At 69.7% G+C, this 13,668-nt stretch carries 12 protein-coding genes; 4 read left to right on the forward strand and 8 right to left on the reverse strand.

Annotated features, from left to right (window positions below):
- Positions 1 to 241 precede the first annotated feature (241 nt).
- A complete protein-coding gene (locus tag ACWD3H_RS43900) occupies positions 242 to 1,021 on the reverse strand; it encodes a helix-turn-helix domain-containing protein (protein ID WP_451959236.1) in 780 nt (259 codons plus the stop codon).
- Between the two features lie 51 nt (positions 1,022 to 1,072).
- On the opposite strand from ACWD3H_RS43900, the gene ACWD3H_RS43905 reads away from it, so the two are divergent.
- Both ACWD3H_RS43905 and ACWD3H_RS43910 read left to right on the forward strand, forming a co-directional pair.
- Complete coding sequence (locus ACWD3H_RS43905) at positions 1,073 to 1,441, forward strand: DUF4345 family protein (RefSeq protein ID WP_355561791.1); 369 nt, start codon at positions 1,073 to 1,075, stop codon at positions 1,439 to 1,441.
- A 325-nt stretch (positions 1,442 to 1,766) separates the two neighbouring features.
- Complete coding sequence (locus ACWD3H_RS43910; protein WP_451959237.1) at positions 1,767 to 3,986, forward strand: protein kinase domain-containing protein; 2,220 nt, start codon at positions 1,767 to 1,769, stop codon at positions 3,984 to 3,986.
- Positions 3,987 to 4,149: 163 nt separating this feature from the next.
- On the opposite strand, the gene ACWD3H_RS43915 is transcribed toward ACWD3H_RS43910, so the two are convergent.
- From ACWD3H_RS43915 to ACWD3H_RS43940, 6 genes are all read right to left on the reverse strand, one after another.
- Positions 4,150 to 4,560, reverse strand: coding sequence for an archease (locus ACWD3H_RS43915; protein WP_451959238.1), 411 nt, complete (start codon positions 4,558 to 4,560; stop codon positions 4,150 to 4,152).
- 5 nt (positions 4,561 to 4,565) lie between these two features.
- Complete coding sequence (locus ACWD3H_RS43920) at positions 4,566 to 5,981, reverse strand: RtcB family protein (RefSeq protein ID WP_451959239.1); 1,416 nt, start codon at positions 5,979 to 5,981, stop codon at positions 4,566 to 4,568.
- Positions 5,982 to 6,080: 99 nt separating this feature from the next.
- On the reverse strand, positions 6,081 to 6,335 hold the full coding sequence (locus ACWD3H_RS43925; protein WP_355561801.1) for a hypothetical protein: 255 nt from the start codon (positions 6,333 to 6,335) through the stop codon (positions 6,081 to 6,083).
- A gap of 91 nt (positions 6,336 to 6,426) precedes the next feature.
- Positions 6,427 to 6,852 (reverse strand): hypothetical protein, encoded by a 426-nt coding sequence (locus ACWD3H_RS43930; RefSeq protein ID WP_451959240.1) that lies wholly within the window; start codon positions 6,850 to 6,852, stop codon positions 6,427 to 6,429.
- A gap of 216 nt (positions 6,853 to 7,068) precedes the next feature.
- Positions 7,069 to 8,241: a transcription termination factor Rho gene (rho, locus tag ACWD3H_RS43935; protein WP_451959241.1), complete on the reverse strand. Its 1,173-nt coding sequence runs from the start codon at positions 8,239 to 8,241 to the stop codon at positions 7,069 to 7,071.
- 467 nt (positions 8,242 to 8,708) lie between these two features.
- Positions 8,709 to 9,686, reverse strand: coding sequence for a helix-turn-helix transcriptional regulator (locus tag ACWD3H_RS43940; protein ID WP_451959242.1), 978 nt, complete (start codon positions 9,684 to 9,686; stop codon positions 8,709 to 8,711).
- A gap of 52 nt (positions 9,687 to 9,738) precedes the next feature.
- Here ACWD3H_RS43940 and ACWD3H_RS43945 point away from each other — a divergent pair, with 52 nt between their 5' ends.
- Positions 9,739 to 10,884 (forward strand): epoxide hydrolase family protein, encoded by a 1,146-nt coding sequence (locus tag ACWD3H_RS43945; RefSeq protein WP_451959243.1) that lies wholly within the window; start codon positions 9,739 to 9,741, stop codon positions 10,882 to 10,884.
- A 180-nt stretch (positions 10,885 to 11,064) separates the two neighbouring features.
- Here ACWD3H_RS43945 and ACWD3H_RS43950 read toward each other — a convergent pair whose 3' ends face one another.
- Entirely contained in the window at positions 11,065 to 12,576 is a 1,512-nt protein-coding gene (locus ACWD3H_RS43950) for an aldehyde dehydrogenase family protein (RefSeq protein WP_451959244.1), read from the reverse strand.
- Positions 12,577 to 12,731: 155 nt separating this feature from the next.
- On the opposite strand from ACWD3H_RS43950, the gene ACWD3H_RS43955 reads away from it, so the two are divergent.
- On the forward strand, positions 12,732 to 13,571 hold the full coding sequence (locus ACWD3H_RS43955; protein ID WP_451959245.1) for an IclR family transcriptional regulator: 840 nt from the start codon (positions 12,732 to 12,734) through the stop codon (positions 13,569 to 13,571).
- The last annotated feature ends 97 nt before the right edge of the window (positions 13,572 to 13,668 follow it).

Consider the following 13,668-nt stretch of genomic DNA (forward strand, 5'->3'; position numbering starts at 1 on the left):
CACTCCCACCCGCTGACCGCCGCCGGGCCGGTTTCGTGCTGGCCCGGCACGCCCGGGGGCAGCCGTGGCGACGGTCGGGAAGGGTTTGGCCGCACAGCGGCCGGCTCGAATTCCCCGCGTACAGCCGGACTCCCGGTGAATGTTCGCATCGGCCGGGCTTAATCCATGTCGACGTTGTCGAGGAGTTGGAGGAGGCGCGAGAGCACTTGGACGCAGGCCACGCATCCGGCGCGGCAACGAATCACCGTGCGGTCGCGTCGATGACGGTGACTCCAGCGGCGAGCAGGCGACTGGGCTGGAGTCCGAACATGCGGTGGAAGGCCTCGCTGAAGTGGGAAGGGCTGGCGAATCCGGCATCGGCTGCGGCGGTGGTGAGGTCGCGTTGTTCGGCTATCAGTTCGGCGACGCGCAGCATCCGGGTCCACAGTCGGTAGCGGCGGAAGCTCGTGCCGGTGTGGGCCGGGAACAGATGCAGGAACCGTGAGGTGGACAGGCCACAGCCGATGGCGAGTTCCTCGGCTGAGACGGTCCGGTGCACCTCGGCACGCAGGCGCGCGACGGCGTCCTGTATGCGGGCGTCGATCTGGACGGGCCCGCGGGGCGCGGCCAGATCCAGCCAGTTCGACGCGGAGGTGACCGAGCCTGGCCGAGGGGCGTACCGGATCAGCAGCCGTTCCTCGCGGTGGGCGAGTCCGAGATCGGAGTCGCCCGAGGTCATCCGTCGTTCGCAGGCCAGCGGTCTGGAGGAGCTCGGATCCAGGTAGCAGAAGAGCATCCGGTCGCCCCGGGCGACCAGCCGGTGGGTGAGGCGGGGTGCGATCAGGGCACTGCGCGCGGTCTGTACGGGCCGTCCCCGCGTCTGCACGGTGAAGACGTCGTCGAGCCCGATCGCAAGGCAGGCAACCGAGCCGGAATGTGCCTCCAGGTCCAGCGCCGGCCCGTGGTAGATGGCCTGACCCGGCCACAGCCAAAGCACCGCGCCGGGATCGCGGCAGGTTTGTGAAAGCGGTGATCTGCTCACAGCGGCATCATCTCCCGCGAACGACTCTTTCGAGACATGGGGAGCGAGCCTATGGCCACCGTGGTCATCATCGCCGTGGCGGTCTTCTTTCTGGGGATGGGCGGGTACGGACTCATCGCGCCCGCCGCGCTGATCAGGCCGTTCGGGATGGTCGCGGACCTCGCCGAAGCGCGGGCGGAGATACGCGCCGTGTACGGGGGGTTCGGCGTGAGCATCGCCGTACTGCTGGCCCTGGCGCTCGCCGATGTCGGCGGAATCCGTCGCGGTGCCGTGGTGGCCGTCGCGGTGGCGCTGTTGGGCATGGCGTTCGGGCGGCTGACGGCGCACGTCGTCGAGCGGCCCTCAGCGTTCTACCCTTCCTGGCTCTACTTCTGGGTCGAGGTGGCCGGCGGTGCTCTCCTCCTCACCGCCGGCTGGTGAGCGCGGAGGCGTCGCATCGGGTGTCCCCCCGAAGGCGACCGTTCGCCACCCTGGTGTCCGGTGGGCCATCGGTCGCCCCCGGCCAGTAATACCGGCTCCGGTTGGTGTCGCCGGTACGAGAAGCCGGTACGAGAAGATGCCGAGCGCGATTTTGTGACAGGCTTTCGCGCCAAATCTTCGGCGTCCCCTCGCCCGTCGAGACCTGGGCCGTAAGGCTTTCATTCTCCCTAAAAGCTTTCCCCCTTATTAGGAGACGTATAGCGTTATTTATCGGACCAAAGGCGGCTGGGTTCGTCCGCCTGTGAGGCCAGGGGAAGGGAATGCCGTGTCCGGTCCGCACCCGCTGGCCAAAGACGATCCCCGGCAGGTCGGTGACTATCGGCTGACCGAAGTACTGGGCGAGGGCGGCCAGGGGGTGGTCTATCTCGGCCAGGCGCCCTCCGGACAGCCGGTGGCGGTCAAGACGCTGCACGCCCGGATGGCCGCCGACCCCGCGGCCAGGGAACGTTTTCTGCGCGAGGCCGAGATCACCCGCCGCGTCGCGGCCTTCTGTACCGCACGGGTCATCGACGCGGGGATCGCCCGGGACCGGCCCTACCTGGTCAGCGAATACGTCCGAGGCCCTTCTCTGGATGAGCTCATCGCCCAGGACGGGCCACGCACCGGCGGTGGGCTGGACCGGCTGGCGATCACCACCTTGACGGCACTGGCCGCGATCCATCGGGCCGGCATCGTCCACCGGGACTTCAAACCGAGCAACGTGATCATGGGGCAGGAAGGGCCGGTGGTCATCGACTTCGGCATCGCCCGCCTGCTGGAACACTCCACCACGGGATCCGCCCTGATAGGGACCCCCGCCTACCTGTCGCCCGAACAGCTCAACGGACACCCGGCCGGTGCGGCCTCGGACGTGTTCGCCTGGGCCGCCACCATGGTCTACGCCGCCACCGGGCATCCGGCCTTCTCCGGCGCGATCCCGGTAGTGGTGATCAACGCGATCGTGACCCGCGAACCCGACCTGGCGGGCGTGCCCGACCGGCTGCGCCCACTGCTGGCCGCCTGCCTGGCCAAGGATCCCGCTGCCCGGCCCGGCATCACCGACCTGTTCACCGCTCTCACCCACGAGACGCCCATCAAGGACCACCCCGGCCCGTCTTTCGAACCTCCAGATGACCATGATCCGGTACCGCAGGCCGGTGCGTCGCCCGCAGGCTCCCGCGAAGTCAGGGCCGGGCCGGGCACGGCGGAGCCGGATGGCGTGGCACCGCTGCTGATCTCAGCGTCATCTGATCGCCGGTCCTCCGCGGCCATCGGACACGGCGGGGCCGGCCGGATACCCGCCACGGGGCCGAAACCGGACCCGCCTTTGACCGATGAGCCCCGTACCGCCGATTCCGGCCTCTCCATGGCGGTGCCCACGGCTGGGAGGACACCGCTTCCCTCCGGCTTCTCTCCGTACCGCCACACCAGGCGCCGCCTGGGGACGGTCCTCGCGGCGGCCGTCGTTGTCATCTTGATCTCCACCGCCTTCTGGCTGAAGCCCGTCTTGACGGACATTCCTTTCGGCACCCTTATCCGCGAAACCTCCACCGGTCATCAGAAGTGGGTCCTGTCGGTGGCGGTGGGGCAGTTGGACGGTCGCCCGGTGGTGGTCTCCGGCGGCTACGACGGCACGGTGCGGGTGTCGGATCTGGCCACCGGCACTCCCATCGGCGAAACCTTCACCGGTCACGAAGGACCGGTCTGGTCGGTGGCGGTGGGGCAGTCGGACAGTCGCCCGGTGGCGGTTTCCGGTGGTCTCAACGGCACGGTGCGGGTGTGGGATCTGGCCACCGGTGCACCGATCGGCAAGTCCTTCACCGGCCACCGGGGCTCGGTCGAGTCGGTGGCGGTGGGGTGGTCGGACGGTCGCCCGGTGGTGGTCTCCGGTGGTCTCGACGGCACGGTGCGGGTGTCGGATCTGGCCACCGGTGCACCGATCGGCAAACCCTTCACCGGGCACCAGAAGTGGGTTCTGTCGGTGGCGGTGGGGCAGTTGGACGGTCGCCCGGTGGTGGTCTCCGGCGGCGGCGACGGCACGGTGCGGGTGTCGGATCTGGCCACCGGCACTCCCATCGGCGAAACCTTCACCGGTCACGAAGGACCGGTCGAGTCGGTGGCGGTGGGGTGGTTGGACGGTCGCCCGGTGGTGGTCTCCGGCGGCGGCGAAGGCGATCACACGGTGCGGGTGTGGGATCTGGCCACCGGTGCGCCGATTGGCAAACCCTTCACCGGGCACCAGAGCTGGGCCCTGGGCCTTGCGGTGGGACAACTCGACGACGGCCGCCCGGTGGTGGTCTCCGGCGGCTACAAAGATCACACGGTGCGGGTGTGGGACCTGGCCACCGGTGCACCGATCGGCAAACCCTTCACCGGCCACCGGGGCTTGATCGAGTCGGTGGCGGTGGGGCGGCTGGACGGTCGCCCGGTGGTGGTCTCCGGCGGTGACGACGGCATGATGCGGGTGTGGAGTCTGGGGCCACCGTACCCACTGCCCGCTCCGTGACCGGGGTTCGGCCGGGTGGGGACCGCTGGGCGGAGCCGAAGGCGTTCATTCCCGTCAAGCCGAGTCCGTTTAACGCCTGCGGAAAAGGGCCTTGAGCTGACCGACCATGCCATCGTGGTGGCCGTGTGGGAGGTCCGGCAGGCATCGCGGACTCCCCGCTCACTCACACGTCCAGGGTCACCGCGCAGGTCCAGCCGCGGGGTTCACGAAGGAAGCGCAGGTCGTGCAGGGCGACTGCTTTGGGGAGAGCGCCGATCTGGGAGATGGTGGCGACATCGGCCATGTCCAGCCGCAGCCACAGCCCGCTTTGATCCTCACCCGCTTCGACGCCGCAGGGGATCCTCGCGGTGGTGTCCATGCGGTAGATCACCTCGTCGAGCGCTGTCACGAGCTGGTCCTCGGGGAAGCCGGGGCCGATGCGCACCGTCTGGACGGCAGCGCCTTCGGCGTGGCCGAGATCGGCGAAGCCTTCGATCATGGCGCGGATCGCTTCGGCGATGCACTCGGCGGCGGTGGGCGCCCACGCCTCGATGCGGGCGTCGGCGGTGTGGGGCAGGGCACGGTGGCCTTTCACCGGGATCAGCCCTTCACCACGCCGAGCGGGACCAGCCGGGCGACCCTGCGGCACAGGCCGGCTCCGACGCCGGCGGCCACCACGGCGTCGACGTCCTTGTAGGCGGTCGGAGCCTCCTCCGCCAAGCCGCGCCAGGACGAGCCGCGCACGGCGATGCCCTGCGCCTCCAGCTGGTCGCGCAGCCGGCGTCCGTCGGTGGAGCGGGCGGCTTGGTGGCGGCTACGGGTGCGGCCGGCACCGTGGCAGGTGGAGTGGAAGGCATCTGCGCCGGTCACGCCGGTGAGTACGTGGGAGGCGGTGCCCATGGTGCCGGGAATGAGCACCGGTTGGCCGTACGGTGCCAGATCGGCCGGTAGGTCGGGGTGGTGCGGCGGGAGTGCCCGGGTGGCGCCCTTGCGGTGTACGCACAACCGCATCCCCTCGTGTACCTCGATCTTGGCGAGGTTGTGCGACACGTCGTAGACCAGGTCCACGGTGGCGCCGGTCACGTGGCGGAACGCTGTGCGGGTGGCCTCGGTGAGCAGTTGCCGGTTGGCCCTGCCGTAGTTGGCCGCGGCGGCCATCGCGCCCAGGTAGGCACGGCCCTCGCGGGACTCGACCGGGGCGCAGGCGAGCTGCCGGTCCGGGACGCTGATGCCGTAACCCGGCATGGCCTTTTCCATGACGCGGACATGATCGGTGCAGATCTGGTGTCCCAGGCCGCGCGACCCGCAGTGGATCATCACGCATACCTGGCCGAGCCGGAGGCCGAACGCGGCCGCCACCGCCGGGTCGTAGATCTTCTCGACCGTCTGGACCTCCAGGAAGTGATTTCCGGAGCCGAGGCTGCCGACCTGGGCCAGGCCTCGTTCGACCGCGCGGGGGCTGACCTGTGCCGGGTCGGCGTCGGCGACCGCCCCAAAGTCCTCGCAGCGGTCCAGATCGCGAGGCAGGCCATGGCCGTGCTGTACGGCGTAGCCCGCACCGCCGTACAGCACCCCTTCGAGTTGCCCCTCGGAAAGCCGCCATAGCCCGCCTTGGCCGATCCCGCGGGGTGTGGTCCTGTCCAACTCGTCCATGAGCCGATTCAGCGTGGTGGCGAGTTGGTCGCGCTGGAGAGCGGCGGTGAGCAGCCGTACTCCACAGGAGATGTCGAACCCGACTCCGCCGGGTGAGACCACTCCGCCCGAGGCGATGTCGGTGGCGGCCACGCCGCCTATCGGGAAGCCGTACCCCCAGTGGATGTCGGGCATGGCGTAGGAGGCGCGCACGACGCCAGGCAGCATGGCCACGTTGACGACCTGCCGCAAGGCCTGCTCTTCGGGAAGCAGGTCACCGGAGGCGAACACGATCCCGGGGACCAGCATGTGCTCGCGCTGGTCGATCCGGAACCGGAAGGGCGTCTCCTGGATGAGTCTCGTGGAAGTGTCGTATCGCGTCATGTCTCGACCCGGCGCATCGTGGTGGCCGCCGCGAGTCCGTCGCCGATCCGGGTCACCGGCCGGTGCCTGCGACGAAACCGCGGCCGATCACCTGCCGTGTCATCCCCCGCCCTTGACGAGGCCGGCGGCGAGCAACAGTTCGTGAGCGAGCCGCGCGGCCTGCTCGGGGTGCATCTGCCCGGGCTCCTCCATGGGGCCGGCCTCCATGCTCCGCGCGAGGGCCAGATTGGCCTCGGCCAGCACCTGGATCTGCTTCTCGATCCTGCTGACCCGGGCCTTGAGAAGGTTCAGTTCGACCTCAAGCGAATGCGTTTCCCCGGACGCCGGAACCGTACTGGGTTTGGACTGAGACATCAGATCCACCTCCCAGGAAGTGTTCTCCTTCTCACCCTTGCCGGGGCCGATACCCGCGGCACAGGGACTTACGTCCTTCGTTGGCCGGTCCTTAGGTCCCATCGACGAGGACCGTTCCGGTGCCGCCGGAGCCGGCGTGAGGGACGACGACCACTTGCTGATCATCTTCATAGATGATCCTCCCCGGGGTCGTGGTGCAGACCAGCTCGCAGGCGATTCCATGTGCGGCAAGGATGTCCATGTAGCCGGTAGCACGTTCGATCAGTGCTCGGGCCGATGACTTGAACCATGCGGCGGCCCCCGGATTCAGTTCATGATCGTAGATTGTGGGGTCGACATCGGTGGGGTTGGTGAAGTGCGTGTCGTACCAGTCGTTGTTCTCCCGCCGGAACCGCTCCTGCTCGACGGTTAGCCCGCCCTTGCGGGCCAGAGAGTTGACCAGGCCGAATATCCCAACGAACCGGCCGTCCTGGTCGGGAGCGGCGCTCTGGAATCGTAGGTACAGCGCCTCTGTCACCGGGGGCTCCCAGGCTGCGGCAGTCGACGTAGCGGACCGAAACGGGTTTCACCGGGAGCCGGCGATGTGCCCTCCTGATCGTCTTCTGGCTGCGCTGTCACCGGACGCTCCCCGAAGATCATTGTGCACATGTTGCGCGACCCCGTGATCGCATCGCCTCCATGGATCTTCCGGTTCGGGCGTCCGCACCACCGCCGGATTGCCGCAACGCCGGCCTCAGCGGGGAGCCTGTGAGAGCGCGAGCTGCCGGAGGAAGACGGCGTTGGACGGTGACGTGCGCAGACCGTCGAGTATCCCGGTGAGCGCCTGCTCGTGGTTCAGGCCCGCGAGCACCTGCCGGAGCTTCCAGATGATCTCTCGCTCGTCGTCGGCGAGGAGCAGTTCCTCCCGGCGTGTGCCGGAGGAGGTCACGTCCACGGCGGGGAACAGGCGCTGCTCGGCGAGAGTCCGGTCAAGCCGCAGCTCCATGTTGCCGGTGCTCTTGAACTCCTCGAAGAGGTAGTCGTCCATCCGCGAGCCCGTCTCGACGAGCGCGGTCGCCAGGATGGAGAGCGAGCCGCCCTCCTCGGTCGCGCGGGCCGCGCCGAACAGCCGTTTCGGCTGGTGGACGGCGTACGCGTCGACCCCACCCGTCAGCGTCTTGCCGCCTTTCGGGGCGATGACGTTGTACGCCCTGCCGAGCCGGGTCAGGGAGTCCATGAGGACGACGACGTCCCGGCCACGCTCGACGAGCCGTTTGGCCCGCTCGATCGCGAGTTCGGCGAGCGCCGTATGGTCGCGTTCGGGCTGGTCGAACGTCGAGGCGATCACCTCGCCGCGCACCTGCCGGCGGAAGTCGGTGACCTCCTCGGGGCGCTCACCCACAAGTACCACCATGAGGTGGACAGTGGGATGGTTCGCTGCGATGGCGTCGGCGATCGCCTTGAGCGCCATGGTCTTCCCGGTCTTCGGCGGCGCGGCGATCAGGCCGCGCTGCCCCAGGCCGACCGGGGTGATGAGGTCGATCAGGCGTGTGATCGACGATCCCGTCTCCAGAAGCAGGCGGCGGTGGGGGTGGACGGGCGTCATGTCGGCGAAGTGCGGCCGTGCGCTGCCCGGCTCCGCGCCGTCGATCGACACCACCTCGGCCGGCTTGCCGTACGGCTTGCGCAGGAGTGCCGTGATCAGGTCGCCCGGGCGCAGGCCGAGTGCTTTCACCCGTGCGGCGGGCAGGCAGGCGTCGTCCTCGCCCGGGAGGTAGCCGCTCGCCCTGAGGTAGGCCCTCCCGTCGCGGACGTCGAGCAACCCGGTCACCTCCCGTTCTTCGGCGGGTGGGCGTGTGCTGTTCCGGGCTACCGGGGCGGTGGTCGTGGTGCTTCTTTTCGAGGGCTTGTCGGTGGTGATGGTCATGGGTGTGTCCTTAAGACCGGAAATGGGTGATGGAAAGGGGGATGTGCGCCTATTCGGCCCGATGGCGGGCATGGCGCGATGAAGTTCTGGCAGGCGGCGGGCGGTTCACGCGCACAAAGAGAGGTGCGTGATGACGCCGTCCGGTTGCCGAACGGGAAGTGACGCCCTCAGCAGTGGGCGAAAGCGGAATACCGGCGCTCAGCGGCGGCTGGAGAAGGGCTCTGAATCGGAAAAGGGATCAGATCGATCACATCGACGAGCCACTTACACGGTAACACCATCCCCGGGGTCGAACGCAACCCAGGATCCTGGCGTACCACCTGCCGAGGACGAGAGAGCCTCAGGCGGATGTGACGCTGGAGCGGCCCAAGTCGCGCGGCACCACCGCCGCGGTCGAACTGATCGACCACCGGCTGAGAGAGTTCGCCGACCGGTACGCCGCCACCTGTGAAGTCGGAACCCGCGCATCACCGATTTGCGCCGGCCTCCGGAGGCCACCGCGTGGCGTCGAGGAGGCGGGTGCCGAGTGTGCGCAGGTGTTCGATGAGTTCGGGTGGTTCGTGCACCTCGAAGGCGACGCCGATCTGCGCGACCCATATTGCAAGTTCGTCGAGGGAGTTCGAGCCGGTGTTGAGCACGCACGCATCGTCGCCGTCGGGTTCGACGGTTGCGACCGTCGGCGGCATCCGCGCGGCGATGACGTCGGCGGGGGCGTGCATCGTGAACCGGCCGCGGTAGCGGTATGGGCTGACCGAGATCTGCTCGGCGACGTAGCGGGCCAGGTCGCCGCCGGGTGGTTGCCGGGGAGTGAAGCGTGGCCCGTTCGGCGAGCACAGGCGCATCCGGTCGACGCGGAAGGTGCGCCAGTCGGACCGGGTGGTGTCCCAGGCGACCAGGTACCAGCGGCGGCCCGAGCTCACCAGCCGGTGCGGCTCGGCGGTGCGGCGGGCCTCGGTTCCGTCCTGGACGCGGTAATCGAACCGCAGGCTGTCTCGGTCGCGGATGGCCGCGGCGATCGCGGTGAGCACCGTCGGGTCCACGGCATCGGCCGTGTTCGCCAGTGGGAGGGTGGCCGTGCGCAGGGCGCCGACGCGGTGCCGGAGCCGGGGCGGGAGCACCTGCTCGAGTTTGACGAGTGCACGGACCGAGGTGTCCCCGATCCCGGCCACGCCGGAGACGGCGGCGGTGCCGAGTCCGAGGGCGACCGCGACCGCCTCGTCATCGTCGAGCAGCAGCGGTGGAACACCCGTGCCGGCGCCGAGACGGTATCCGGGCGTTCCCGCGGTGGCGTGCACGACGTACCCCAGCGCGCGCAGCCGGTCCACGTCGCGGCGGATGGTGCGGGCCGAGACGCCGAGGCGCTCCGCGAGCTCCGTGCCCGGCCAGTCCTTCGGCGTCTGCAACAGCGACAGCAGCCGCAGTAGCCGGGCCGATGTCTCCACCATGACGACCATCCTAGGACAGGAACTGACCTAACCGGCTCCTATCGTGGCAGACATGAACGGCGACACGCAGATACACCGGTTCCGGATCGACATCCCGCAGGAGCGGCTGGAGGACTTGCGCGCCCGGCTGGCGGCGACACGCTGGCCGGACGAACTGCCCGGAGCGGGCTGGTCCTACGGGGTCCCGGTGGGCTACGCGCAGCAACTGGCCGAGTACTGGCGGACCGGTTTCGACTGGCGCGCCGCTGAGACGCGGCTGAACACTTTTCCGCAGTTCACGACGCGGATCGACGGGCAGGACATCCACTTCCTGCACGTCCGCTCGCCCGAGCCGGACGCGTTGCCACTGATCATCACACACGGCTGGCCCGGCTCGATCGCCGAGTTCATGAAGGTGATCGAGCCGCTGAGTGACCCGGTCGCGCACGGTGGCGAGCCGGCCGATGCCTTCCATGTCGTCGCACCGTCGATTCCCGGATTCGGCTTCAGCGGGCCGACCACCGAGCCCGGCTGGGACCTGAACCGCGTTGCGCGAGCGTGGGCGCAGCTGATGAGCCGCCTCGGCTACCGGCGCTACGGCGCCCACGGCGGCGACAGCGGCGCGGTCATCTCACCGATGCTGGGCCGCGTCGACTCCGCGCACGTCGCGGGCGTGCACGTCAACGGCGCCCTCGGGTTCCCGACCGGCGACCCGGCCGAGTTCGAGGGACTCACCCCGGCCGAACTCGCCCGGCTCGGCCAATACCAGGACTCCGACCGCAGCGGCTATGCGATCATCCAGGCGACCCGGCCGCAGACCCTGGCGTTCGGCCTGCACGACTCACCCGCGGCCCAACTCGCGTGGATCGCCGAGAAGTTCAAGGAGTGGACCGACCCGGCGCACGAGCTCCCCGAAGACGCCGTGGACGTCGACCAGATGCTCACCGACATCAGCATCTACTGGTTCACCGGGACCGCCGCCTCATCAGCCCGCCTCTACAAGGAGACACAGGAATCATGGGGCGCCGCGTCCGGATACTCGGCACTGCCCCACGGCGTCGCCGTGTTCCCCGGCGACGCCGGCATCCGGAGCATCGCCGAACGCGACCACAACGTCGTGCACTGGTCGGAATACGACCGGGGCGGCCACTTCGCCGCCATGGAAACCCCCGACCTGCTCATCCAGGACATCCGGACCTTCTTCCGCACCCTGCGATGACACGCGAAAACGTTCGCCGTTCGGCCTGATCACGTCCGGGTCGGCCCACACCGAGCCGACCCGGACGTGATGAAACGCAGGTCAGAGGGTCTCGTCGATGGGGCCACCGTGAGTTGTCGGCCGGAAGCGGCCGGCCTGGGAGCCCGGATCACTATCCAGGCCGCCGTCGGCGGTGGTAGGTCAGAAGGGGAAGGTCCGGTCCTGGTCGCGTACGGTGACCCACTGGAGCTCGCAGAACTCCTCGGCGGCGAAACCGAGCCCGAAACGTCCCCAGCCGCTGTCCTTGACGCCGCCGAACGGCATGTGCGGCTCGTCGTTGACGGGCTGGTCGTTCACGTGGACGATGCCGACGTCCAGTTTCGCCGCCAGTCGCAGGCCGCGGCGGCTGTCACCCGTGATGATCGAGGCGGCCAGGCCCAGATCCGACCGGTTGGCCCGGGCGACCGCCTCCTCGGCCGAGGCGACGGCCTCCAGGATCACGACCGGCCCGAAGGTCTCGCCGTAGGCGATCTCGGCTTCGTCGGGGACGTCGGTGAGCACGGTGGCCGGATAGCAGGGCGGCCGGGGGACTCCGCCGGCCAGGATGCGGGCGCCGAGTTCGACGGCCTCGTTGACGCGGCGGTCGAGGAGGGCCAGGGCCCACTCGTTGATGACCGGCCCGACGACCGTCGCCGGATCGCGCGGGTCGCCCGTCGGCAGCGCCGCCACCTTGGCCGCGAACCGCTCGGCGAACTCCTCGGCCAGCGGGTGCTCGACGTAGATCCGCCGTGCGCACATGCACACCTGTCCTTGGTGGACGAAGGCGCCGTAGGCCGCGGCGTCCACTGCGTAACCGACCTCGGCGTCGCCCGCGACGATGAGCGGGTTCTGGCCGCTGAGCTGGAGCACGACGCGCTTGAGGTGCCTGCCCGCCTTCTCGGCGAGGCGCCGTCCCGTCGGCGTCGACCCGGTGAAGTTGATCCGCTTGACCAGGGGGTTGGTGAGCATCGCGTCGCCGATGTCGCCGGCCTCGCCCGGGGCGTGGGTGACGACGTTGAACGCGCCGGGGGGCAGGCCGGCCTCCTGGAGGAGCTCCGCCCAGAGCGCGCCGCCGGTGTAGGGGGACTCCTCCGAGGGTTTCAGCACCACGGTGTTGCCGAGCGCGAGCGGCCCGATGGCCGCCCGTCCCGCCAGGGCGAGTGAGGCGTTCCAGGGGGCGATCGCGCCGACCACTCCCACCGGGCGGCGTACGGCCATGGCCTGGGTGCCCTCGATGTCCGACGGGAGCAGCTCCCCGGTCGGCCGGTACGCCAGCTGCGCGGCCTGGCGGAGGAGCTTGAGGGCGAAGTCGACCTGGACGCCGCCGAAGTGGCACCCGCACCCGGTCTCCACCGCGAGGGCGTCGAGGATCTCGGCGCGGCGCTCCTCCAGGAGGTCGGCCGCGCGCAGGAAGATCTGCTGGCGTCGCCAGGGCGATTCCCCGGCCCAGCCGCCGAACGCCGCGGAGGCGGCCTCGATCGCCCGGTGCGCGTCCTCGCCGTCACCGGCGGCGATCTCGCCGAGTACCTCGCCGGACCAGGGGGAACGGTTCGGATACCAGCGTCCGGATCCGGCCGGCGCCCAGTCGCCACCGACGAAGTGCTCGACGCGCGCCTTCCGGCAGCCGCTCGCAGCACGAATCGCCCCGCTTCCGGTGCCCCCCGCTCCGGCCATATGGCTCGATCCTCTCTTTCGCCTCGTCTCGTACGGCCACGCCGCCGGACGCGGGGAGGCCACCTGTGCCACCCGGTCGAACAGCGTTCACCCGATCGAGCCCGTAGTCAAAATGGTTCGAATAGGTGGAACGAAGTCACCATATGCTGACCCCCGTGACCGATGACGAGTCCCCCCGCCCGCGCGGCCGCGCAACATCCGACCCCTCCGGTTCCTTCTCCGTGTCCCTGGAGCGGGGGCTGAGCATCCTGTCCGCCTTCACCGGGAACCGCTCGGTGCTGGGGATCGCCGACCTGGCACGGGCCGTCGGCCTCAACAAGAGCACGACGCACCGGTACGTCGCCACCCTGACCAAGCTGGAGTACATCCAGCAGGACCCGGAGACCAAGAAGTACTTCCTCGGCCCGCGGGCGATCGACCTCGGGTTCGCGGCGATCGACTCCATGGAGCTCACCCGCGTCGCCGGACCCCTGCTCCAGACCCTGGCCGACGAGACGGGGTTCACGGCCAGCATGGGACTGTGCGACGGACCCGACGTCGTCTACGTGGACCGCAGGCGAAGCGGCCGGCGCAGTTCCCTGGCCATGGACCTCAACCTGCACGTGGGCTCCCGGCTGCCCGCCTACTGCACCGCGATGGGCAAGGTGCTGCTGGCGTACCGGGACCCGGCGGCGCTCAGGCAGATCCTCGACCGCACGGACATGGCACGCCGGGGGCCGAAGACGATCACCAACCGGGAGCAGCTGACCGCCGCCCTCGCCAAGGTGCGCCAGAGCGGTGTCGCGGTGAACGACGAGGAGCTGGCCCCGGGGCTGCGCTCGTTCGCGGCTCCGGTGCGGGATCGTTCGGGCGAGGTCGTCGCGGCGGTCAACGTCGCCGTTCACCTCACCGTCGCGCCGACCACCGTCGAGGCCCTGGCGGGACGGGTCGAACCGCCGCTCCGGCGCGCCGCCGCCGAGATCTCCAAGCGCCTCGGATACCGCCCGCAGCCCTAGGTCCTGTCCTGCGGATCTTTTGCCTACTGCGGTCGGTCAGGCGGCGCCTCGCCGCGTTGTCGTCGGTCACCGCAGCACGCTGCGGCTCCCTCCTCCG

It is taken from the genome of Streptosporangium sp. NPDC002607, from assembly GCF_053592655.1.